17 protein-coding genes are annotated in these 22698 nt (G+C 46.8%); 8 read left to right on the forward strand and 9 right to left on the reverse strand.

What is annotated here, in order from left to right; all coding sequences use genetic code 11:
* Nucleotides 1-42: 42 nt before the first annotated feature.
* Nucleotides 43-2040: an acetoacetate--CoA ligase gene (locus GO755_RS17160; RefSeq protein ID WP_157586420.1), complete on the reverse strand. Its 1998-nt coding sequence runs from the start codon at nt 2038-2040 to the stop codon at nt 43-45.
* A 258-nt stretch (nt 2041-2298) separates the two neighbouring features.
* Between GO755_RS17160 and GO755_RS17165 the strand changes: the two genes are divergently transcribed.
* Both GO755_RS17165 and GO755_RS17170 read left to right on the forward strand, forming a co-directional pair.
* Nucleotides 2299-4284: a pseudouridine synthase gene (locus GO755_RS17165; RefSeq protein ID WP_157586421.1), complete on the forward strand. Its 1986-nt coding sequence runs from the start codon at nt 2299-2301 to the stop codon at nt 4282-4284.
* Between the two features lie 93 nt (nt 4285-4377).
* On the forward strand, nt 4378-5016 hold the full coding sequence (locus tag GO755_RS17170; protein WP_157586422.1) for a deoxyribose-phosphate aldolase: 639 nt from the start codon (nt 4378-4380) through the stop codon (nt 5014-5016).
* 51 nt (nt 5017-5067) lie between these two features.
* On the opposite strand, the gene GO755_RS17175 is transcribed toward GO755_RS17170, so the two are convergent.
* Genes GO755_RS17175 through GO755_RS17185 form a run of 3 tightly spaced genes read right to left on the reverse strand, consistent with a single transcriptional unit; the run spans nt 5068 to nt 7881 of the window.
* Nucleotides 5068-5757, reverse strand: coding sequence for a LytR/AlgR family response regulator transcription factor (locus GO755_RS17175; RefSeq protein WP_157586423.1), 690 nt, complete (start codon nt 5755-5757; stop codon nt 5068-5070).
* Nucleotides 5732-6784 carry a sensor histidine kinase gene (locus tag GO755_RS17180; protein WP_157586424.1) on the reverse strand — a complete coding sequence of 351 codons (1053 nt, stop codon included), beginning with the start codon at nt 6782-6784 and terminating at the stop codon, nt 5732-5734. Before GO755_RS17180 ends, GO755_RS17175 begins: the two co-directional genes overlap by 26 nt.
* 2 nt (nt 6785-6786) lie before the next feature.
* Nucleotides 6787-7881, reverse strand: coding sequence for a serine hydrolase domain-containing protein (locus tag GO755_RS17185; protein ID WP_157586425.1), 1095 nt, complete (start codon nt 7879-7881; stop codon nt 6787-6789).
* 230 nt (nt 7882-8111) lie between these two features.
* Here GO755_RS17185 and GO755_RS17190 point away from each other — a divergent pair, with 230 nt between their 5' ends.
* From GO755_RS17190 to GO755_RS17205, 4 genes are all read left to right on the forward strand, one after another.
* The gene (locus GO755_RS17190) at nt 8112-9569 is read left to right on the forward strand and encodes an energy transducer TonB (RefSeq protein ID WP_157586426.1); all 1458 of its coding nucleotides are present in this window, start codon (nt 8112-8114) and stop codon (nt 9567-9569) included.
* Nucleotides 9570-9647: 78 nt separating this feature from the next.
* Nucleotides 9648-11105 (forward strand): TonB family protein, encoded by a 1458-nt coding sequence (locus GO755_RS17195; RefSeq protein WP_157586427.1) that lies wholly within the window; start codon nt 9648-9650, stop codon nt 11103-11105.
* A 69-nt stretch (nt 11106-11174) separates the two neighbouring features.
* Nucleotides 11175-12266: a glycine cleavage system aminomethyltransferase GcvT gene (gene gcvT / locus GO755_RS17200; RefSeq protein WP_157586428.1), complete on the forward strand. Its 1092-nt coding sequence runs from the start codon at nt 11175-11177 to the stop codon at nt 12264-12266.
* 119 nt (nt 12267-12385) lie between these two features.
* On the forward strand, nt 12386-13099 hold the full coding sequence (locus GO755_RS17205; RefSeq protein ID WP_157586429.1) for a 2-phosphosulfolactate phosphatase: 714 nt from the start codon (nt 12386-12388) through the stop codon (nt 13097-13099).
* Nucleotides 13100-13103: 4 nt separating this feature from the next.
* Here GO755_RS17205 and GO755_RS17210 read toward each other — a convergent pair whose 3' ends face one another.
* Together GO755_RS17210 and GO755_RS17215 are read right to left on the reverse strand one after the other, a co-directional pair.
* Nucleotides 13104-14441 carry a DUF4249 domain-containing protein gene (locus tag GO755_RS17210; RefSeq protein ID WP_157586430.1) on the reverse strand — a complete coding sequence of 446 codons (1338 nt, stop codon included), beginning with the start codon at nt 14439-14441 and terminating at the stop codon, nt 13104-13106.
* A 127-nt stretch (nt 14442-14568) separates the two neighbouring features.
* Nucleotides 14569-17025: a TonB-dependent receptor domain-containing protein gene (locus GO755_RS17215; RefSeq protein WP_157586431.1), complete on the reverse strand. Its 2457-nt coding sequence runs from the start codon at nt 17023-17025 to the stop codon at nt 14569-14571.
* Between the two features lie 247 nt (nt 17026-17272).
* Here GO755_RS17215 and GO755_RS17220 point away from each other — a divergent pair, with 247 nt between their 5' ends.
* Nucleotides 17273-18307, forward strand: a complete 1035-nt coding sequence (locus tag GO755_RS17220; RefSeq protein WP_157586432.1) for a sensor histidine kinase — start codon at nt 17273-17275, stop codon at nt 18305-18307.
* On the forward strand, nt 18304-19017 hold the full coding sequence (locus GO755_RS17225) for a LytR/AlgR family response regulator transcription factor (protein ID WP_157586433.1): 714 nt from the start codon (nt 18304-18306) through the stop codon (nt 19015-19017). Before GO755_RS17220 ends, GO755_RS17225 begins: the two co-directional genes overlap by 4 nt.
* Nucleotides 19018-19160: 143 nt before the next feature.
* Here the strand turns inward: GO755_RS17225 and GO755_RS17230 are convergent, their stop codons facing one another.
* From GO755_RS17230 to GO755_RS17240, 3 genes are all read right to left on the reverse strand, one after another.
* Nucleotides 19161-19391 carry an acyl carrier protein gene (locus tag GO755_RS17230; RefSeq protein WP_157586852.1) on the reverse strand — a complete coding sequence of 77 codons (231 nt, stop codon included), beginning with the start codon at nt 19389-19391 and terminating at the stop codon, nt 19161-19163.
* 235 nt (nt 19392-19626) lie between these two features.
* Nucleotides 19627-20961, reverse strand: coding sequence for a TolC family protein (locus GO755_RS17235; RefSeq protein ID WP_157586434.1), 1335 nt, complete (start codon nt 20959-20961; stop codon nt 19627-19629).
* A gap of 100 nt (nt 20962-21061) precedes the next feature.
* Nucleotides 21062-22675 carry a DHA2 family efflux MFS transporter permease subunit gene (locus tag GO755_RS17240; protein ID WP_157586435.1) on the reverse strand — a complete coding sequence of 538 codons (1614 nt, stop codon included), beginning with the start codon at nt 22673-22675 and terminating at the stop codon, nt 21062-21064.
* Nucleotides 22676-22698 lie beyond the last annotated feature (23 nt).

Genomic DNA, 22698 nt, shown 5'->3' on the forward strand with positions numbered 1-22698 from the left:
TAGCTGCTATTGGCAGTTAGTAGGATTCTCAAGCCAGATTCCTCATTTCTTAAACTCGGCAAATTGGTGTAAAGACGCTGGGTTACGAAGGGTATCCTTGCTGGTCGCCAATGATATATCCATACCCGCCAGAATTTTTCGGACCGATGTTTCGAGCTTCTTACCGCTAATTGTGTAGGGAACTTCCGAAATAGAATAAACAGCATCAGGTACGTGATGAGGACTGAGCTGACTCTGAAGCGTTTGTTTGATACGTGTGATCAGCTCATTGGTTAGCGGAAAACCATCCCGCATAACGACAAATAGAGGCATAAAATAGCCTCGACCCGGTTGGTCAAGTCCCACGACCAGGCTATCCGCGATTTCGACAAAGCGCTCAACAGCACTGTAAATCTCACTGGTGCCAACTCGTACACCGTCGCGTTCGAGAGTGGCGCCGGAGCGACCGTGAATGAGTACGCCATTTCGCTCTGTAATTTGGATGTAATCGCCAGACCAGAAATTGCCGGGGTATTCGTCAAAATAGCTCTTTCGGTATTGCGTATTTGATGGGTCGTTCCAGAAGTAAATGGGCATAGAAGGCATCGGTTCCAGAACAACCATTTCACCTAACTTGCCGCGAACGGATATTGCCTGCCCATCGAATGCTTCGACTTTGCAACCCAGCCATCGACATTGAATTTCGCCTTCATAAACGGGTAGGAGGGGATTGCCCCCCACAAAACTGCTGCAAATATCGGTAATGCCACTGAGTGCTGTTAACCAGATTGTTGGCTTGACTGACTCGTAAATCCATCGGAAGCCCTCTGGTGAAAGAACCGACTCTGTTGAGCTAATTGTTCGAAGATAAGTTAGTTTGGTTGTGTCAATCGGTTTTAATCCTGCCCGCTGACAAGCCATATAGTAAGCTGCTCCATTGCCAAAATGATTGATTCGGGCGTCTTCAGCCAATTCCCATAGTACGTTCAGGTTCGGATAACTGGCTGCACCATCGTAGAGAACAAGCGTAGCGCCCACCAACATGGAACCAATAGCAAAATTCCACATCATCCAGCTGGTATTGGAATGCCAGAAATAACGGTCGCCCATACGCACGTCCTGATGTAACGCAAGGGCTTTCAGATGTTCGAGCAGACAGCCGCCCACACTGTGCGTAATAGCTTTGGGCTTGCCCGTAGTACCTGATGAATATAGAATCCAGATCGGATGATCAAAGGGAACTGGTTCAAAGATTAGCTCGTCTGGCGTTTCGATAGCCAGCACCTCATGCCAGAGAATAACGTTGACGGAAGTTCTGCCAACAAACTCGCTATCAGCGTTTAGGTAAGGTACCCAAATCAGGGTTTGCAGGGTTGGCAATCGACGACATAGCTCGCCAATCGTGTCTGTTTTATCGATGTCTTCGCCATGATGACTATAACCATCGGCGACTAGCAGCACTTTTGGTTCTAGTTGGCGGAAGCGATCTAAGGCGCTGGCCGCGCTAAAATCGGGCGAGCAACTCGACCAAACAGCACCAATGCTGTTTGTGGCCAGAAAGGCGACAATCGCTTCAGGAATATTAGGAAGCATGGCCACCACTCTATCGCCAATACCAACCCCCCGTTTCCGTAAATACGTTGCTACTGCCGACACCTGATGCTCAAGACTTTCCCAGGATACTGATAATAGTGACTGACGTTCTGAGGCAAATAATAAAGCAGGTGTCCGATCGCCACGACCCTGCGTGGATTTATGCCGAAAAATATGTTCGGCATAATTTAAGGTAGCGCCTGTAAACCACTCGGTACCGATCATATCTTCCCGATTAGGCCTGAAAACCACCTGATGGTAAGGCGTGTGCCCCTGTACATCGAAGAATTGCCAGATACTTTCCCAAAAATCTTCCAGATCCGTTACCGACCAGTCCCAGAGGTCGTCATAATCGCGGAAATACAATCCCTTTTTTATGAAAAGCCAATCCATATACCGTTTCATGAGTGATTGACTAGTCGTACGGCGGTCGGGAGTATAGAGTGGTGGTAGCTTCGGGTGGAGCATAAAGGCGTTAGTCAATAGTCGAGTGTGTCGGCCAACAGGTAAAGGCGCACTATTGACCTACCGTCTGGCAACTATTGACTAACGACTGAGTGCTATCTTGGATTGTTTTTTCGATAAAAAGCGTTTGGGAAAAACGAGGCATAGTTGGGTTGTCTTGAAAAGCCCTACCTTTGTAGCCCATTTTGCACTTGCCTCAACAAGAATGCTGACAATCAGCGTTATTTACACATACAAACAAGAGATTTACTGTATTTTTCCATGAATCAGGATTCAGAGCAGAACGAACCGCGCCGTGATGGTGAGCCACGTTCTTTTGGCCGTCGGGATGACGGTCGTGACCGCAACGGCGAAGGCGCCGGACAACCACGTTTTAACCGTAGCCGTAACGACGATTCGGCGCGACCACAGGATAATAAATTCGACCGCCGGGGAGGTCGTGACGACCGTCCAACCGGATCACCCCGTTTCAATAAAGAGTCAAACGATCGCCGGAGCCGTGATGAGCGCCCATCAGGTTCACCCCGTTTTAACCGGGATAACGATTCCCGCAGCGGTGGCTCCCCGAGTGGATACTCCCGTTCCAATGACCGCCCTACCGGCGATCGTCGTCGGGAGAATGGTGGCGAAGGGACAAGACCCGCCCGTTTCGACCGAAATACGAACGAACGGCCTGGCTTCAACAGAGACAGAGATTCCAATTCACGCGATACAAACCGTTCTGATAGACCTTCTCGCCCTGACCGGGATCGGAACGACAATCGGTTCGGTCGGGATGAACGCCCAGCCAGAACTCCTCGCTTCGACAATGATCGTCCCCGACCAACCAGTCGTACGGGTGATGATTCACCCCGCCGGCCAGATCGATTCAACAACCGGGATGAAGAGGATCGTAAACCCCGCTACAACCGGGATAATGATGGCGATTCTCGTCGGAGTCGGGATGACCGCCCGACTGGATCACCCCGATTTGAACGTAACAACAATGATCGTCCTGACCGCGATCGGCCTAGCCGCGATAACGACCGCCCAACTGGTTCGCCCCGATTTAATCGGGAAAGTGGACCACGGGATAATGATCGGAAAGATCGACCTTCGGATGGCGATTCTCGTCGGACACGTATCGACCGCTCAGATAAACCCTCTCGTTTCTCGCGCGATGGACAATCCTCTAAGCCAACTTTCAAACGAGTAGGTGGTTTCAACCGGGAAGCCGATGCGCGCAACCGCTTTGGTAGTGACGATCAACGAGGTAATGACCGCCGGGATCGTGGTTCCCGCGACGGCGACCGTCCAACGGGAGATACTCGTTTCTCGGGACAACAACGCAAAGATTCGGGTGATCGGCGGACAGGGAATTATAGCAAGGCACCAAACTATAATCTGGAACTGGCACGCGAGAATGCAGCACTTCGCCAGGACCGTGGTAATACAGAAGAGCGCCGTATCGACCGTAAGAGTGGGGGCGGTAAGTCAAAACGCACAGAAGGCCAAGCCGACGGATTACAAAACGACGGGCTACGTAATGACGGACCAACTCTAACCCGCTTGAACCGATATATTGCCAACTCGGGTGTTTGCTCGCGTCGGGAAGCGGATGAACTCATTGCAAAGGGTGAAATTTCGGTAAATGGCAAAGTCGTGACCGAAATGGGCTACAAAGTGAAAGAGGGCGATACGGTTAAGTACGGCAACAAAGTCTTGAATCCAGAGCGATTCGTGTACGTTTTGCTGAATAAACCAAAAGATTACATCACCACGACCGAAGACCCAAATGAACGCAAAACGGTTATGGAACTGGTGGCCGATGCAGGCAGCTTCCGCATGTACCCAGTGGGCCGGTTAGACCGTAATACAACAGGTCTGCTACTGATGACCAATGATGGTGAATTAGCGGACAAACTGACACACCCTTCGTATAACGTTCGTAAAATCTATCAGGTTGAACTGGATAAGCCAATCACAGACGAGCATTTTGAGGCTATCAAAAAAGGATTCGATCTCGAAGATGGCCCAATCAAACCCGATGCGCTCAGTATTGTAACGCCCGATGCGTATGTTGTAGGTATTGAAATTCACTCAGGCCGTAACCGCATTGTACGCCGAATCTTTGAAAACTTCGGTTATGAAGTGACCAAGCTGGATCGGACTACCTACGCAGGTCTGACCAAGAAAGAGTTACCGCGCGGCAAGTGGCGCTTCCTCGACCCAAAAGAGGTTGTAAAGCTGAAGTACTTTAATTCGTAAATTAAAGAGCGAAAGAGTGAATGAGGGAAAGAGCGATACACCTGCGTCAGCAATTCGCTCTTTCCCTCATTCACTCTTTCGCTCTTTTGCCTTATGAACCACCTCTTCCCTTACATCGAACGGACGTTGCTTCATCCTGGCGTAACGATCAACGAGCAGTATGAAGCGCTCGATGAGGTGACACAATTAGGAATGGCTGGACTAACTGTTGCGCCGTTTTGGGTGAAGAAATTTCGGCGCGAACTGGGCGATACGCATCCGGCTATCCTCTCGACGGTTATCGGCTACCCATTTGGCTATCAGCGTACGGAAGCCAAGCAAACCGAAATAGAGTGGGCTCTGAAGGATGGTGCTAGCGAGATAGAAGTAGTTCTGAATACGTCGGCGTTATTTTCTCCAGCCTCGGTCTGGCTCAAAATTGAACTGGCGAAACTGGTGTCGATGGTTCATGCACAGGAGAAGTTTTTTACGGTCATTCTGGAAACCTCGCTGCTCGATCAGGAGCAAATTCGGACGGTGATCAAACTGGCTACCGATGCCGGAGCCGATTTTCTTAAAAATAGTACGGGTGTCCTTCCTGCTACGTTTTCGCTCGAAACAGCTCTACAGTTTCGACAACTCGTTCCCCAATCAGTGGGCGTTAAGATTGTGGCCGATGGAGCCACTGAAGAACAATTGGAGGAATTAGTGAAGGCTGGCGTGGAGCGATTGGCATTAGGACATACTTTCTAAACGCAAAGGCGCAGGAGTAAGCGCAAAGTCTCTAAGAGGTATTCATTACGCTTAAATACGCCCAATTAGCTCATAGAAATGGTCGCGATACGTAGTGGATATTGGAATTAATTCCTGCCGAATTTTTATTCGCTCCCGTTCTATGGATTCGATTTTGTCGATGGCAACTACGTACGATTTATGAACTCGACAGAATTTTCGAGTTGGCAGCACTGCCTCCAAATCCCGAAATGTTTCCAGCGTCATAATTTTTTCGTTTCGTAAATGGAGTCGCCGATAGTCGCGCATGCCTTCAATGAAGAGAATATCATCAAAGCCTACTTTTTGAAGCCGGTACTCTGTTTTGACAAACAAAAACGTGTTTTCCTCAACTTTACGACCAGCCTGTAGTCGTTCCTGAACCCGCATTACGGCTTGCAGAAACCGCTCAAATGTGTAGGGTTTGAGCAAATAATCGGCAACACCAAACTCATAGCCTCGCAAAGCATATTCATCAAATGCCGTGGTTAAAATAACGGCTGGTCGGTGGGGCAGGGTTTCCAGTAACTGAAGCCCAGAAAAACCATCCATTTCAATATCCAGAAAGAGTAGATCGATTGATTCGTTTTGAAGGGTCGGTATGGCCTCTAATCCATTGTCAAATGCCTGATGCAATCGCAAAAATGGGACACGCTCTACGTACTCTTTCAGTCGCAATAGAGCTAGTGGTTCATCTTCAATAAGCAGGCAGTTGAGACGCATGGAGTTGCAAACTTAAATGAACGGCGTATTGATCAGGATTCGCCTGAATAGACAATGTGTGCCGATTAGGATAAAGTAAATCCAGTCGTTGTTTTAATAACTGGTTACCAAGCCCGCCGGGCGCTTGATCATTGCGCTTATGTTTGTCAATGATATTGATGCACTCGAACGTAACTCGTTCGTGGTCAATTGATATATGAATACGGATTGCTCCATCAATTTTCTTGTTTGTTGAGTGCTTGAAGGCATTTTCAAGATAAGGGATAAAAATCATAGGAGCAATACTGATCGATTCTGCATCACCCTCAATCTTTAGGTCGATAAAATGGCTATTGGTTGTTCTAATCTTCTGTAAATCAATATACTTCTCGATGTATTTCAGTTCTTTAGCCAATGGAACCTGATCATGCTGAGCTTCGTAGAGCACAAACCGAAGTAAATCCGATAATTTATTGAGGTATAAAGAGGCCCTTGACGCATCTCGCTCAATCAGTACGTCGATGTTGTTTAACGTATTGAACAGAAAATGTGGATTGATTTGCGCTTTTAGTAAAGCCAACTCGGCTTGTAAGTTCTTGTTAATCAGTATTTCCTTAATATGCATATCGGCATACCACGTAATGAAACCGCTGATGATGGTAGCTAGGATACCGTTGACCAGCGCTAGTACAGTAAATATGGCTATCAATGTAAACTGGCCCTCGACTTCGGGAAAAATAGACACGAGACTATACACCGTGATCGCGATAATCAGCGTCGTCAGACAGGCCGTGGCTAGACTAGTCAATAACCCGAAGGCGATGAACTCTCCAATCCGTTTCCTGGTGAGATAGCGCGGCACCAGCCAAAAGTAGAAGGTATAAAAACTGATCAATCCTGTTAATGACGCCAGCAAAACAATGGTCGCCCAGTCGTCGTCAAAGAGCGCCTGCGACGTAGCTCTGGACACGAAATAGAGGAACGTGAACAGAAACCAGTAAAGTAGCCAGTAGCCGATGTGCAAGAAAATGATAACCGATTGTTTCATAGCTACTTGTGTAGGAAATACTGCGCTATCGCTTCTACTTCAGAGACGTTAATGGTTACGCCCTGTTGCATGTTGGCAGCAATGGCTACGACAAGATTGTCGTCTGGATAGAGCATCAGAAAAGTCCGGCCACCATCGATTGTACCACCGTGATGAATAATTTTCCGGCCCTTGCTATCCGTACCAACCCGCCAACCGAATCCATAATACGTATTTTTCCCATTCTCGAGTAGCTGTGGTGTGAATAGCAAAGTGACGGTTTCTTTTTTTAGGCCTTTACCGGCTAACAAACTGCTGCCAAACACGACTAAATCAGACGGCGTCGATAAAAAGCCCCCACCGGCCCATTTGTAGCTATTATCGACCTGTGCAGCGTTGACGACTTGCGTCTTCGTGTGCTCATAAAATCGGACTCGATTCGGAATAATGTGCTCGCTATAATCGGGGCTGGTGTGGCTCATACCCAGTGGGGTGAAAACCGCCGTTTGCATATACGAAAGAAAATCGCTGTGGCTAACCCCTTCAATAACGGCGCTTAGCAGATTGTAGCCATAGGTGGAGTAATTGTACGCGGTTCCGGGCCTAAACAGTAGCGTATCCTGACTAAATATCACCAGGCCATCCTGCACTGTTTCGTACCGTTTCAGGCAGTTTAGTGGGTCGTTTGGACCATAATGGCGAATGCCCGCCGTATGTGTCGCCAGTTGCCGACTGGTGATGGGGAATTTCTTTTGCGGGAAATTAGGAACGTACTGATTGATAGACGCATCAAGGTCTAATTTCCCTTCTTCGATCAGCTTGCCTAACGCAACGGACGTCAGTGATTTAGAAACTGAACCTATGCGGAATTTGGACTCAGTCGTAATAGGTACCTTATTCTCAACATCGGCAAGGCCAAAGCCAGCTGCCCACAGAATTTTGTCTTTTGTGCCAACACAAACAGAAATGCCCGGTATGTCCTGCTTTTGCCGGAGTGAGTCGACAAATCGTTTTGCCTGTTGAATGGCTTTGGCGTAAACGTCGCCTTTACGATTTGCCTGGCCGTTTACATGCTGAAAATTGAGTGCTGTCAGTAGGAGGAAGATGAATAGTCTCATGATGCAACTGTTGGTTTAATGCGATATAAAAGTCAGTTTATCAGTATCATGAACCAATATGTAATCTGCATACGAGTCCTATTCATCTGTGAAATCGCGGAATAGTTCGATTTGAATTAGCTGCTCATTCGGAGAAAATCGGAGTAGAGAGATTTAAAACTAATTAAAAACGGGCATGCTGAAGTGCACATTTTATATAAATTAGGGCCGATTATTCTCAACACCTGTTTATGAAATCCACACTTTTAGTATTCTTTCTGCTTTGTTTCTCGTCTGCTATAGCGCAGCAGCCAGTGTATCAATCATTTGAAGTTGATAGTGCTGCTGACCCACGTGGTGGCTCTCCCTTTCTGAACACATTTCTACAAACGAACTTACGTAAACCGGTAGCTGCTGAGGCAAAAGGCATTGGCGGGCGTGTTATTGTTAACGCTATTGTTGAGCCAAATGGAAGCGTATCGGATGTCAAGGTGATGAATAGTCTCCGTCCCGATTGCGACCGTGAAGCGATACGCGTGTTTAGTCTCTTTAAGGCATGGAAGCCTGGTTTTAAAGGTGGAAGGGCAGTTCGACAGCAAATTACGGCTACTGTTCTGTTCAAACCCAATCCTCCATTTATCTACAACAATGGAGCCCGAATTAACTATTATGACGTTGATAAGAATCCTCTTGCCGATAGCAGTGATAAGGCTCGGTATAAACAAATAGCACCTTTAGATAGCAATGGCTTTGCCAATGGTGACATCGTTGTTTATAAGGCTAAAGGAGCGAACTGGAAAGAAGAGTATCGTATACCATTTGCTCGTCAGGTCAATAAATCTCAAGATCCGTCGGAACAACCAACGATCATGACAGGATACCAGACTAATGCTAAATCGTGGGATGGTGAGGTGATCATGCGTAGTGAGTCTGGATCGATGATTTACCAGTATGTTTATAAGAATGGGGTGCCAACAAGTACAGGCGTACACTATAGCTCAAATGGGTTGGTGTCTGAAAAAAGAGAAGAATTTGAGGAAGGGCTTACTGCCACATCCTGGTATGACAATGGTCAGATCAGAGAAATTCGGATGAATAAAAAAACAAAACCTACGGACAACCCAATCCCAAGTTCGGTTATCGCCTTCTGGGCTTCAACAGGCCAGCAGTTGGTAAAAAACGGGAACGGACGAGTAAGTAATAAAGAATATAGAAGATCGTATGCTAGCTTATTGCCTAAAACAACAGTTGTTGAAGAGGGCGTTTATGAAAATGGCCTTCAACAGGGTATCTGGACAGGGCGTTACGAGGATAAGTCATTTTATTATGAAGAACAATTTGACAAAGGAGTGTTCCAAAAAGGAAAGTCATGCCTGCTTGGAGGTGATACAGTAACGTATACAGTACTTGAAAAGACGCCGGAGTTTAAGGGAGGTATGCAAGCACTAGGTAGTTTTTTGGCGCAGAATCTCCGATATCCGCCGGATGCCCAACGGTCTAAAATTGAGGGCCAGGTATTCCTTAGTTTCATAATCAATACGGATGGGCAAGTGGTGGATATTGATCTAATAAAAGGCCTTGGTTTCGGTACAGATGAAGAGGCTATACGGGTTTTAAAAGCATCAAGTGGCCGTTGGGTACCAGGCCATCAGCGCGGGCAGAAGATCAATGTAAAATATAATGTACCGATCAATTTTACCTTGCAATAAGGTAATCCTAATAGAGTGATTAGTATTAGAATAGAGCCGTTTGTATAACCTGCCACTAGTGTTCCTGTATCGTTTCTCATGAAAATTGTTCTTTCGCTACTACTGCTTCTTTGCTGCTCAGTAGCTATTGCCCAGCAGGATATATACCAATCCTTTGAGGTCGATAGTGCTGCTACTCCTCGTGGTGGTATTACAACGTTTAATACATTCCTTCAGGCGAATTTACGGAAGCCGATACTGGCTGAATCAAAAGGTATAGGCGGGGTTGTCGTAGTGAATGGCATTGTGGAACCAGACGGTCATGTGTCGAGCGTAACGCTTATAAAAAGCATTCGTCCCGATTGTGATCGGGAAGCTATACGCGTGTTTAGCCTATATAGAGCGTGGAAACCAGCTCAAAAAGCGGGTAAAGTCGTTCGGCAGCAAATAAGCATGCCCATTGTGTTCAAACCCAATACACCCTTTAGCTATGAACATGGCGAAAAAATAACCTACCTGGATGCAGATATTAATATACTGCCTGATAGTAATCAGCGTGTGAAATTTAAAGAAGTTAGCCCTTTGGATACCAATGGCTTGCCCACTGATGATCTTGTGCTTTATAAGTTCATTAATCAACGATGGGAAGAATATGCGCGCGATACACTCGTACGTATAAAAAATGTGCAGCCCGATTTGGCGGGACAGCCTTCTTATTCTCTTGGCCATCAGCAGGCGCTACTAAAATTGAATGGTGATTTATACGTAGTAGATGCAACCGGAAAACGCCTGACAGCCAGTCATTACAGGACGGGGAAATTATTCGGTCAGCAGTTTGTTTATCATGCAAATGGCGCGATTGCCGAACGAAAAGAATATGATGACAATAAACAGGCAATTGTGTCCTGGTATTCAAATGGTCAGATTCAGCATGTTCGGGAATTGATTACAGGCTCTACACTGGAACCGGCAGTCATAGAGAAAGTAACCTCATTTTGGGATAGCACCGGACGGCAGTTGGTTAAAAACGGAAATGGTTGGGCAGAATACAGCCGGAAGATAAAATCATATCGGGATAATAGCCCGGAAACATCAGTTGTCGAGCAGGGTGTTTTCAAAGATTATTTTAAGCAAGGCGTATGGACGGGTCATTATGCCGATAGCTCCTATTCCTATGAAGAGCAATATGATAAAGGAGTTTTAATCGCCGGAAAATCATCCCTAGCTGGTCAGGAAATGACCGATTATAGAGTAGAGGATCGGATGCCTGTATTTTCGGGTGGGATGTTGGGCTTAAAACAGTTTTTAAGCCAGAACCTACAGTACCCTATTCGCGCTCAGCAAGCTAGCGTAGAAGGGCAGGTTGTCGTTAGTTTCTCTGTCTGTACCGATGGCACTTTGTGCGATTATGAAGTAATAAAAAGCGTTCAGCCGGATTTAGATCGAGAAGCTCTTCGAGTAGTAAAAAAGACGAGTGGTCGCTGGATACCCGGTATCCAGCATGGAAAAAAAGTACAGGTCAACTATGTTATGCCCGTCAATTTCTCTCTGTACTAAGGCTAATCTGAACAACCAGAAGTTAAAACCGTAATCTGTTCGTAAATTTGCCGGATAACCTCCGCGTACATGTCGCTCAAGCAAGTCCCTCTTCATCACATTCATCAGCAGTTAGGCGCTAAAATTGTGCCGTTTGCGGGCTTCGAGATGCCCGTTCGCTATTCTTCCGACCTCGACGAGCACAACACGGTTCGTAATGCTGTCGGTATTTTCGATGTCTCGCACATGGGTGAGTTCATTCTCAAAGGCGAGGGCGCATTGGGCCTCATTCAGCGCGTATCGGCTAACGATGCCAGCATTTTGTATGATGGTAAAGTGCAATATAGCTACCTGCCCAATGGCCGTGGTGGTATTGTCGATGACCTGTTGGTGTATCGCATCAGCGATCTGGAATACATGCTTGTGGTCAATGCGTCGAACATTGAAAAAGACTGGAACTGGATTAGTCAGTACGTATCGGACTACAACGTAAACATGGTCAATGTCTCCGATGACATGTGCCTGTTTGCGGTTCAGGGACCTCTGGCTGCCAAAGCACTCCAGTCGCTTACGAATGCCGACCTCGACTCGATGGAATATTACACCTTCGAGAAAACCGATTTTGCCGGATGTGCCAACGTAATTGTGTCGGCAACGGGTTACACGGGTGCGGGCGGCTTCGAAATCTACGTGTCGAATGATCAGGCTGAGGATGTTTGGGCTGCCATCACGAAGGCAGGTGAACCTTACGGACTCAAACCCATCGGTCTGGGTGCACGTGATACGTTACGCCTGGAGATGGGTTATAATCTCTACGGCAACGATATTACCGACGAGACTTCGCCCATTGAAGCTGGACTTGGCTGGGTGACGAAATTTACCCACGATTTCATTGACGCCGATGTGCTGAAAGAGCAGAAAACACAAGGTGTTCCACGCAAATTAGTTGGTTTCGAATTACTTGACCGGGGCGTACCCCGTGGCCATTATGAGCTGACGGACGCCGACGGAAACCAAATCGGAGAAGTGACTTCGGGCACCCAATCGCCTACATTGGGCAAAGGAGTTGGCCTGGGTTACGTTCAAACGGCATTCAGCAAGCCCGGTTCCGAAATCTTTGTCAAAGTCCGCGACCGGCTGTTGAAAGCTCAGGTTGTTAAACTCCCTTTCGTTAAAAAATGACCAGGATTTAGTTGATTTAGGGATTTTCTGGATTTTGTTTCGCGCTTCTTTGAAGCGAATCGATAAGCAAAATCTAGAAAATCCCTAAATCAACTAAATCCCGGTTCAGAAACCGTTCTATGAAACAAATTGACGTTTGCTTTACCCCCGATTTATTACACCTCCACACCGTTGAAAACACGATTGTTGTCGTAGCCGATGTATTCCGCGCAACTTCGTGTATGGTCACTGCCTTTGCGTATGGTGTCAATAGTATTACACCCGTCGCCACGATTGAAGAATGTCGGCAGTTGCAGGAGCGTGGTTATCTGGCCGCTGCTGAACGAAACGCCCGCAAGGTAGATGGATTTGAGTTAGATAACTCACCGTTTACCTATATGGATGAGCGCATTCAGGGAGCAAACGTCGCTATGACAACTACCAACGGGACGCTGGCTATTACCAAATCAAGATCGGCGGTGAAAGTGCTGGTGGGCTCATTCTTGAATTTAGATGCTATTGTGCGGTATCTAAAAACCGACGGCTACGACGTAATGGTACTCTGTGCAGGCTGGAAAGGTCGCGTCAATCTGGAAGATACACTCTTTGCCGGAGCCTTGGTGGATCGACTAAAGGACAGTTATGCGATGGCCGAAGACAGCGCTATTATGGCCTGGCGGCTCTACGCTCAAGGAAAAGACAACCTGATTGGCTATATGTCGAACGCATCACACATCCGACGACTCCAGCGGCTGGGTATTCAAAAAGATATTGCTTATTGCTTACAGCACGACCTGTACGACGTGATTCCGGTGTTGCGGGGAAGCGCGTTGGTGAACATGGATGTGAAATAGAAAATCACTCCCGCCAGCCTTCGGGTTTAAAGGGAGTTCGATTATCGCTTTGCAAACAGGGAGCTGTTGGTGGGCGGTCTGTATAAGGCCAAATCTTGACTTTAGGCGTCTCCCTGTAGTCATCCAGGATATAAAGCGGGGGCGGCTCTGGATGGGACGAACGACCATTGAGGGCAAAAAATAAATCGTCGCCATCGTTAATGTGCTTTCCTGTAGGATCTGCACCATAAGCGTATCCCTGCCGATCAGCCCTGTCGAGCCAATAATGCACCACCGAGACGGCTGAAGCCGTGAAATACCCCACAGCCTGGACTTGTGAATTAGCCACCCGATGAACATTGCCACCTAAGGCCGTAGGTGGTACATCGACCAAACCAGCTGCCTTCTGGGACTGATCGGCAAATAGCTTATAGTACCGGTAGGCGTCGGGTGTTAATGAAAGTTGGCGAACATCGATTAAAGCGGGCTGGTAATCATAAAAAGGAATTTGCGCTACCCGTTGCTGGCTAATCATATTCCCATTGGCAAAGCGATCATCGAAGACCTGAATATCGGAGCTATATAATATTTCCCAGCAAGGGGTTCGGCAAGGATAATCATAATTCCAGGATGTTGAAGGGACAACAGGTGCATTCGCATCGACTTGCGATAGTCCAGGTGAGGGCGTGAAACAATCTTCATAGAGTTCGTTACCAGCCACGAAGTAGGTGAAATCCTTGTCTGATTTATAGACACCAGGCAGGATTTTGTGAACGGCATAAACCCCGTTTCTACAGGTTTTACACCAATACTGGCGTTCATAGAGTTTCCAATCCCAGCGATAATAATTGTGCTGTTGGGCCGGGTCCTGACTGTCCAGGAAGAGGTCATGAGCGGCCGTATAACCATATAATTGGGTAGTAGGAAGGCTTTTTGGGTTAAAGCGGGCACTTACTTTGGTAATGGGTGGTACGTCCTGCATCACTTGCTGACTGGATACATATTGAGTGTCATCGTCCAGCGTAAAACGAAGTTGATAGGCATGGCCTATCTGGCCTTTAAAATCGCTGGGTAGTTGATAACTCCCATCAACTGTCTCATGACAGGGGACTTGCAATGACGAATCAACAACAACCATCACTGTCGCTTTGGTAACTGGTGTAGTACCGAATCGCCCAGTGAGGGGGTCAGCTTTTGATCGGTTGAGGTGAATAATTTGGGGTTCGGCCAGGTTGGTGATTGTCCCGTCGACTACGAGTATATCATTTGTGCTGACTAAAACATTCGTATCTGGATCTGTGCAAGCAAGCGGTAGAAAGAGAGTCAGAAAATAAATCAGGATACGTGAAGAAATCGAGCGCATGGATAGTCCTACATTGAGTATAGACTAAAGGCTTTTCCTGGACGGCTTTACTGATAATGGCTTATATAAAGCCTACAGGTAACTCAGCTACTACTAATGAATCCCATTAATGAGGCCCTGACAGCTCCTAAGGCACTTCATCAATCCGTTTTTCCTGCACATCGGTCTTTTTGCCTTTTTTAGGGTTAGCTGTTGTTTTTCCGAAGCGATACGAAAATGTCAGCGCGGCCCGTGCACTTTGCGATTTGCTGGAAAAATCAAACAGAACGGTCTTACTCTCTCGTAAAAAAGATCGCTGACGACTATAGAATACATCCCGGGCGTTGAAGCTGATCGACGCTTTTCGGTTGGGGAAATCATACTTTGCTCCGGCATCGATGCCAAATGACGGATGATACAGATCCTGAATAATGATGTCGGAAGCCCGATAATCGGCGCGTAGCTGCAACGAAAGATTTTTAACTACGCTAATGGTATGCGTCATGTTTGCATTCCAGCTTAAGCCGTGCGTTTCGGCCAATCCGAACTGAGGATTAGCCGCACTGTGCCGATAATACATATTCACGTTGGTCGTAAACTCCCAGGCTTTTACGAGTGTAAACTGACCAATTAACTCAAGGCCGCTGATGACAGCCCGATTCAGGTTTTGATACGACCCTACGATCAGGCTATTCACGGGATTGCCTTCGATTCGCTTGATGACATTGTCTGTTTGTTTGACATATACATTCGATGTAAATGTGATTTTTTCTAGATTTTTACTATAGCCAACTTCGATCAGGTGAATATTTTCAGGCAGTATGTTCGGGTTGCCTGCGACGTAATTGACCGGATCAGCAATATCTGGAAACGGGTTTATCTCGCGCGCGTTCGGCCGATTTACCCGGCGACTGTAGCTTAGTTTCAATCGCTGATCACCGTTCAGTTTCTGGGTTAAAACCAGGTTCGGATATAGCCCGCGGTTGGCGACCCTTATCGGGGTTTCATACAATACATGATTGGGGTCATAGCTCTGCAAGTTGGCTTTCATATCGGCATCTTCTCCCCGTACACCGACTTGATAGCTGAAATTCTTAATCTGATTGCTGTAGTTCACATACAGCGCATGCACCTGATTTGTACTGGCATAGAAGTTCGTAAATACATAATTCGGGCCAAAGGCACCAGTTACTTTATTCAGGTCATTCACAAATCGATCGGCCTGTCCAGAACTGATCTGAGCGCGATAACCGGTTTCCAGCTTTCCGGATTTACCAATGGGAATGCCATAATCGGTCTGTATGTTATAATTTGTATTCTGCCCTAAAAGGTTGTCTTGCAGCGCATCGGGTATGGCGGAAACCAATTCGCCATTGGCGTTATACGCAGTGGTTTCGTAGAGGCTGTAATTCGTATTCGTTCCATGAGCCCAGGTAAAATTTATGCTCAACTCCTGCTGAGGTTTCCTGAATTTTTGGGTAAAATCCAGGCTAATATCATAGCTCTGATTTTTACCATTCGTTGTATTATTCCGATGGTTTCGCTCTACGGAAGCAAGCGTGGCGCTTAGTAAATCAATCTGGAGAAACTCATTCCGGTGGGGTTCCTGCGCTGTAAAACTCCCTGCAAAGCCAAGGGTATTTTTCTCTGAGATGAAGTAGTCAGCGCCGGCTTTGAGCGTATGCCCTTTGTTGATACTCGTAGCCGGAAATGTCTCGTTCGAGTAACGTATTGGGCCTGCCGAATTCAGATAGGTAATTTGCTGAAACCCATTGACATAGGTATTAACATGCTGATAACCATAATTTCCATACACATTAACTTTACTGTTCTGAAAACTTAAAGCAGCATTTCCCGTATAATTCGACCGAGTGCCGCCCGTTAGTGCTACCGATCCATTGAGCCCCAATCGGTTGTTTTTCTTCAGGACAATATTGATAATGGCGTCTCCTTCTGCATTGTACTTAGCGGATGGATTGGCAATTATTTCTATGGTTTCAATTGAACTCGCTGGAATCGATTGAAGTAATTCCGATACAGTACCACCGGCAATCAGAGACGGTTTGCCATCAACCAGCACTTTTACACCCGCCGAACCCCGTAAGTTCACATTGCCGTCAACATCCAGTTGCAGCGTTGGCACATTTTGGATCAGATCAGATGCGGTGCCCCCTTCGCTGATCAGGCTCTGATTGACGGAGAAAACTTTTTTATCCTCACCGATTTGCAGGGCCGCTTTTTTGCCGATAATCGTCACCTCACTTAATACATGTCGGGCAAGCTGCAAAGCTATAAGGCCCACATCGATCGAGCCGCTTGTGGAGTCAATCGACAGGCTGTCTTTACGGACTGATTCGTAGCCAACGAAACTGATTGTCAGGGAGAACAGGCCGTTAGGCAGATTTTCTAAAATCAACGTTCCGTTCACATCCGTTTGCGCTGCTTTCCGAACGTTCGTGATCGAATCGGTCAGGACTGCGTTGGCAAAGGGGATGGGTTCTTTTGTAGAAGCATCTTGTACACGCCCGATTAACTTACTGCTCGTTTGCGCCTGTAGAGGCAACGAAATGCTAACCCAGACCAGAAAGTTGGCTATCGATTTCATGAAGCGACTGATTTGTAACTCGTCTGCTTATCCAGATCCGTTCGCCAAAACTGAATCAGATAGATGGCCACGAAAAATCAATTCAACCAGAACGACTGGATTTTAAACAAGCCCCGCGCTTTATTCAATAAGCTTCTGTTGAACAGGCAATTACCTAATCATTGACTACCTGATGGCATTGATTGAATAAATTGGGCAATCCGTGTAAAAGACAGTAGTATCATCAAATCGCCCGGTAACTTTGGGTATGCAACTAAACAGGCAACTTGTTCAGAATAAGTCGAATATCGTTTCGCTTCAGCTATGGATCTGGCTATCGGTATTGCTGCTGATCTTCTTTTCCCTTCTGCCGATGGATGGGTTTCCAAGATCTATTATCTATACGCTTGTCAACACGCTCTTTTACGCCATCATTATCTACGGCAATATTCTGTTTCTGTACCCAACTTTTTACCAGAAGGGTCAAACCAGTTTGTACATCCTGCTGGCGATTTTATTTATTGTTTTTACAGGAATTGCCAGGGGATTTATTACCCTCACGCTGTATAACCAGTTTGTTGTACTGCCAACACCTCGCGATACCGGCCTGCTGACGCTCCTAGGATATATTCCCGGCGGCATATTGACGTTTGTGCTCAGCCTGATTTTTCGGATTGCCATTGCGTATTTCACCCTGAAACAGCAAACGGAAGAGATTCTGATTCAAAAAAGTCAGACGGAACTGGCCTTGCTAAAGTCGCAGGTACAACCTCATTTTCTGTTCAATACCTTGAACAACATTTACTATGAAGCCTATCGCGAAGCGCCACGAACCGCCGGATTGATCGAACGACTATCGGAAATCATGCGCTATTTTGTGGACGAGAGTCCGAAGGATACTGTGGCCATTACCACTGAAGTTCAGTTTATTGATAACTATATCGCTCTGGAGAAAATACGGATACGGCATGAAGTACTCATCAATTTTGAAAAGAAGTTTAATCCCGATCTCCGCATTCCGCCTATGCTGTTGATGACCTTTGTAGAAAATATTGTCAAGCATGGCATCGATAAATCCAGTACGCAGAACCAGATCGATATTGCATTGGAACAGCAAGATGGCTATCTGCTTTTTATGACCCGCAACAAGGTCTTCGATACAACGCCAGTGCATCGGTCAACGGGGTTTGGAATTGCCAATCTGACCAAACGACTTACCATGCTGTATGGCTCAAATTTTGAGCTGACCATCGATAAACAGAACGGGTTATTTACGGCCTTTTTAAAAATACCGTTGGTATGAATCTAAGCTGTGCAATTATTGACGACGAGCCGAATGCCGTGAATTTGCTGGAAATGTTCATCCAGCAAACTACGCAATGGGAGCTAAAAGGCAAGTGCTATGATGCGCTGGAAGCATTGACTTTTTTGAAGGACCACAGCGTAGACTTTATTTTTCTGGACATCAACATGCCGCATCTCACGGGCATGGAACTGGCCAGCTTACTCCCCCCGACAACGAAAATCGTTTTTACAACCGCCTATTCGGAATACGCTGCCGATAGTTATCTATTTTCAACCATCGACTATCTGCTGAAACCCATTACCCTAAAGCGTTTTCTGACGGCGACCCAAAAGATTGAATCGTATTTCGGCAATAACGAACCTGCCCGACAGCCTATCCAACCAGCCATCGACTATGATTATTTCTTTGTGAAATCGGGGAAAGTGCTGCAGAAGATATTGCTGTCAACTATCCTGTATTTCGAGGGCGAAAAGGAATATGTACGGCTCATTACCGGGCAGGAACAATTATTAATTTACCGCCGATTGAAAGACATAGAAGAGCAACTTTCTTCTCCTTTCGTGCGTGTACACAACTCATATATAATCAATACCAAACAACTCACTAAAGTTGAGGATAATCACATCCATATCGCCGACAAGAAAATACCTATAAGCGAAAAGTTTCGGGATGGCTTTATGGCTGAAATTAATAAACGGAGATTTTAGTAACTGCTTGAGTAAAGACCTATCCTATTTCCTTAAATACTAGTGGACAACCGATGTGGTCAAATAAAAGATGGCCGCTTCGACGGATTGTTGAAGCGGCCAAACACGGTTAAGTTAACCAGTTACTAAGCGTTTTTAGTCAATCAAGCTATCGCTTGTTCACCATGCAGATATGTCATGACGCCTTTCATGGTCGTCAATTTTTCATAGTCTTCGTCAGGAATGCGAATCCCGAATTCTTGTTCGAGCTGCATAATCAGATCGACCGTATCCAGGCTATCCAGACCCAAATCGCGGGTGAAATGAGTTTGGTCGGTGATGGCGGTTTCCGGAACGCCAAATCCATTTAGAATCTCAATAACTCGCTCCTTCATCATACGATCTTTATTTTGCAGCCCATTGTCTTTATATATAGAAGCCATTTTTGTGCGATTTAGTATGTATACGACCGAATTTTTAACACTTTTTAGGCAGTGGTTTAACCAGTTGAAGAGTGGTCGTCATTACTGGCTAACGGTTATCATCTAGTAGTAAGTCGTTGTATTGGCCGTATTTCTAAGACTAGTAATCAATGACTAAAAAATGGCAATAAATGATAACCAGTTACTACTAAAATAAGGATTCTCCCAGTAGTCGTTTTAGTTCTAACTGATTAAGCATCAGTTGATATTGGAAATTAAGTCGCCCTAATTCCGCTTCCTCTACACCTGTTTCTGCACTTTGCAATTCAACGTTTGTGATCACTCCATTCCGCAAACGGGCATTTGCAATCTGGAGGGCTTTCTGGGATTGTTCCACCTGCGTTTCGAGGTTCGCCAAACGAGTCTGGTTACTCCGAATATCGGCATTGAGTTGAGCAATGCTTTGGCGAACCTGGGCATTTGCATTCTCCACAGCATACTGGCTGGCATTCAGGTTTAACTGAGCGGCCTGATTCTGTAACTGATACCGCTTTCCAGAATAGATGGGAACGTTAAGCGATACGCCAGCTGCAATATTGAACTTTGGTGTGTTGATCTCGGGCAAATAACCGTTTCGGAAACCTGCCGAACCAGAGAAACTAAGGCTGGGTCGTCCCGCCAAATTATTAACGAGAAGGTCTGTTTCGGCCTGCCGAACGCGATCCTGCGCCAGTTGTACGTCTTTATTACCAGCTAATGTTGCCTGGCTGTCATTGGCCAGTGCAAATATCTGGGTTGGTGTACGACCCGACATGGCTTCCAGCGTAAATTGCTCCACCGCCCGACTAATGTCTGGATTAGGGTTACCCGTCAGGTAGGTGAGTGTCGCCAATTGCCGCTCTAACTGATTCTGAATCTCAATCTTACGATTTTGCGCCACTTTCACCCGAACCTGCTGCGTAAGCACATCATATTGAAGCGCATCGCCATTTTGCAAGCGGGTAGCCAACAACCGAACATTGGCGCTGGCAGTCCGGATAACCGAATCCTGAACGGCTAAACTCCGCTGAAGAAATCCAACGCCATAATAAGCAGCCGCTACCTGATATGCCAGTGTTTGCTGGGTAATTTCCTGACCTCGGCGCAGAACCTGCACATTGTCGGTTGCCTGTCGTACGGCTGCATTTGTCCGGCCCCAGTCATAAATAGTTTGCCCAATGCCTAGGTTGGCATTTACGTTGTGGTTAGGCTGGAACTGCAGCGTTCGATCCACGCCATCAATGGGAAGCGTAGCCTTCGCCACCGGATTCAGGTATTGATAGGTGGCAGTCCCCGATACGTTGGGTTTCATGCTGGTACGGGCAATATCGACCCGCAATTCATTTGCCTGAATTTGCTGTTGTTGCTGTTTCAGGACTGGATAATTCGTATTGGCTTGTTGTACCAGCGCTCGCAAATCGTCGGGAAGCTGTGCTGGCTGGTTCTGCGCCTGAAGGGCTCCTGCGGCCAGCAGAATAGGTATTATTAGAAATTGGGAATGCATGTTTTGAACGGTTTACGGTTTGTGGTTTATCGCTTACGGGACTAGCGCAGGAACTTGTTGATGCGCCGGCTATCGTGAACTGTAAACCGAAAACCAATTATCAGTGTGCTGAATCGGCAATGGCTTTGGCCGTAGCCGCGTCCACCTTTTTCGATTTAAGTAAGAATAGTAGCGGGAAAGAGACAACAAAAAACAAACCCGCCAATTTGAATGTATCCAGATACGAAAGCATCAGTGCCTGCCTTGAAATAATCAGGTCGAGATTTTTGAAGGCGCCTGTTGCAGCATCGAACGCGTTTACACCTCTGGCAACCAACGCCTGTGTCATGGCATTCACGCGGTCGGTTGTCAGCATTTCGCCGGGTTGCAGATTCGAAACCAGATCTCCCCGATGAACAGCTGCTCGTTGCGTTACGTAGGTATTTGTAATGGCAACCCCAAAGGCACCCCCTACCTGACGCATCATGTTCACAATGGCGATACCGGTTGGTAGCTGCCGGGGTTCCAGTGTCGAAACGGACTGATTGATAAGTGGGACGTTAACAAACGCCAGCCCAACCCCCCGAATGGTGAGTGCAATAATGAAGTCTCCATTCGACACGTCCATGTTATAGGTCGACATAATGAAGCAAAAGGACGCAAAGGCCACATACCCCACTGCCACGGCCAATCTTGGCGACACGCCTTTGGCCAGCAATCGACCAACCAGTGCAAACATGGGGAGCATGATTAAGCCGCCAGGAACCAGAAGTTTACCTGTCTGCGTAGCCGTTAGCCCCACAATCCGCTGGGCAAAGAGTGGATACAGTAGCACCGACGTAAATAGGCCATAGCCAATAACCACCATCAGAATCGACCCAACCGCCAGGTTTCGGTTTTTCAGGGCACGGAGGTCGACCACCGGATCTTTGGTCCCCCTAAGTTCCCACCAGATGAAGCACGGAATCGCAAAGACGGCTACAACCGTCAGCCATAGGATTACTTTGCTATCGAACCAATCGTCAGATTCTCCCCGCTCCAGTACATATTGCAAACTCCCAATGCCAACGGCCAGCAATAGGATGCCAATCTGATCAATCTGAATACGTTTGCGGTCAATGTTTTGTTCGTCTGCCTTCTTATCGATGTAGGCTACACTCAGAAGAACGGCTGCAATGCCAATCGGGACGTTAATGTAAAACATCCAGCTCCAGTGGTAATTGTCGATAATAAAGCCACCGAGTGTTGGGCCAAGCGTTGGTCCGAGTACAATACCCATCCCAAACAAGGCTGATGCCAGAGGACGCTGCGAAGGAGGGAATGCATCGAACATCAGACCCTGCGAGGTCGAGAGCAAAGCTCCACCTCCAATACCCTGTAAGAATCGAAAGCCAACCAGCACCCAGAGATTATCCGCAAAACCACAGCCATACGAAGCAACCGTAAATAAGATAATGGACCCAACGTAGTAGTTCTTGCGGCCAAAATAGCGCTGCAAAAAGCCGGTCATTGGAATGACAATGACGTTGGCAATGGCATAGGCTGTTACTACCCACGACACGTCTTCAATGGTGACGCCGAGGTTCCCCGCAATATCGGTCAGGCCGACGTTCACGATGGATGTATCAATTAATTCAATAATGGCTGCCGAGATGGCTGTCACGACAATAATCCACTTTTTAAATCCAGCAGGTAGAGTCGTTTGTGCAGGCAAAGCCAATGTTTGAGTTGCCATAAGTTAATAAAGGGATAAATCAA

The sequence above is a fragment of the Spirosoma arboris genome, from assembly GCF_009754945.1.
Lineage (GTDB): Bacteria > Bacteroidota > Bacteroidia > Cytophagales > Spirosomataceae > Spirosoma > Spirosoma arboris.

What these genes read in the sequence shown, in the direction of transcription:
- GO755_RS17220 (WP_157586432.1), top strand. Translation starts at nt 17,273, where the DNA reads ATGCAACTAAACAGGCAACTTGTTCAGAATAAGTCGAATATCGTTTCG.
- GO755_RS17180 (WP_157586424.1), bottom strand. Translation starts at nt 6,784, where the DNA reads ATGAAACAATCGGTTATCATTTTCTTGCACATCGGCTACTGGCTACTT.
- GO755_RS17190 (WP_157586426.1), top strand. Translation starts at nt 8,112, where the DNA reads ATGAAATCCACACTTTTAGTATTCTTTCTGCTTTGTTTCTCGTCTGCT.
- GO755_RS17160 (WP_157586420.1), bottom strand. Translation starts at nt 2,040, where the DNA reads ATGCTCCACCCGAAGCTACCACCACTCTATACTCCCGACCGCCGTACG.
- GO755_RS17240 (WP_157586435.1), bottom strand. Translation starts at nt 22,675, where the DNA reads ATGGCAACTCAAACATTGGCTTTGCCTGCACAAACGACTCTACCTGCT.
- GO755_RS17205 (WP_157586429.1), top strand. Translation starts at nt 12,386, where the DNA reads ATGAAACAAATTGACGTTTGCTTTACCCCCGATTTATTACACCTCCAC.
- GO755_RS17185 (WP_157586425.1), bottom strand. Translation starts at nt 7,881, where the DNA reads ATGAGACTATTCATCTTCCTCCTACTGACAGCACTCAATTTTCAGCAT.
- GO755_RS17235 (WP_157586434.1), bottom strand. Translation starts at nt 20,961, where the DNA reads ATGCATTCCCAATTTCTAATAATACCTATTCTGCTGGCCGCAGGAGCC.
- GO755_RS17195 (WP_157586427.1), top strand. Translation starts at nt 9,648, where the DNA reads ATGAAAATTGTTCTTTCGCTACTACTGCTTCTTTGCTGCTCAGTAGCT.
- GO755_RS17225 (WP_157586433.1), top strand. Translation starts at nt 18,304, where the DNA reads ATGAATCTAAGCTGTGCAATTATTGACGACGAGCCGAATGCCGTGAAT.
- GO755_RS17175 (WP_157586423.1), bottom strand. Translation starts at nt 5,757, where the DNA reads ATGCGTCTCAACTGCCTGCTTATTGAAGATGAACCACTAGCTCTATTG.
- gcvT (WP_157586428.1), top strand. Translation starts at nt 11,175, where the DNA reads ATGTCGCTCAAGCAAGTCCCTCTTCATCACATTCATCAGCAGTTAGGC.
- GO755_RS17215 (WP_157586431.1), bottom strand. Translation starts at nt 17,025, where the DNA reads ATGAAATCGATAGCCAACTTTCTGGTCTGGGTTAGCATTTCGTTGCCT.
- GO755_RS17230 (WP_157586852.1), bottom strand. Translation starts at nt 19,391, where the DNA reads ATGAAGGAGCGAGTTATTGAGATTCTAAATGGATTTGGCGTTCCGGAA.
- GO755_RS17165 (WP_157586421.1), top strand. Translation starts at nt 2,299, where the DNA reads ATGAATCAGGATTCAGAGCAGAACGAACCGCGCCGTGATGGTGAGCCA.
- GO755_RS17170 (WP_157586422.1), top strand. Translation starts at nt 4,378, where the DNA reads ATGAACCACCTCTTCCCTTACATCGAACGGACGTTGCTTCATCCTGGC.
- GO755_RS17210 (WP_157586430.1), bottom strand. Translation starts at nt 14,441, where the DNA reads ATGCGCTCGATTTCTTCACGTATCCTGATTTATTTTCTGACTCTCTTT.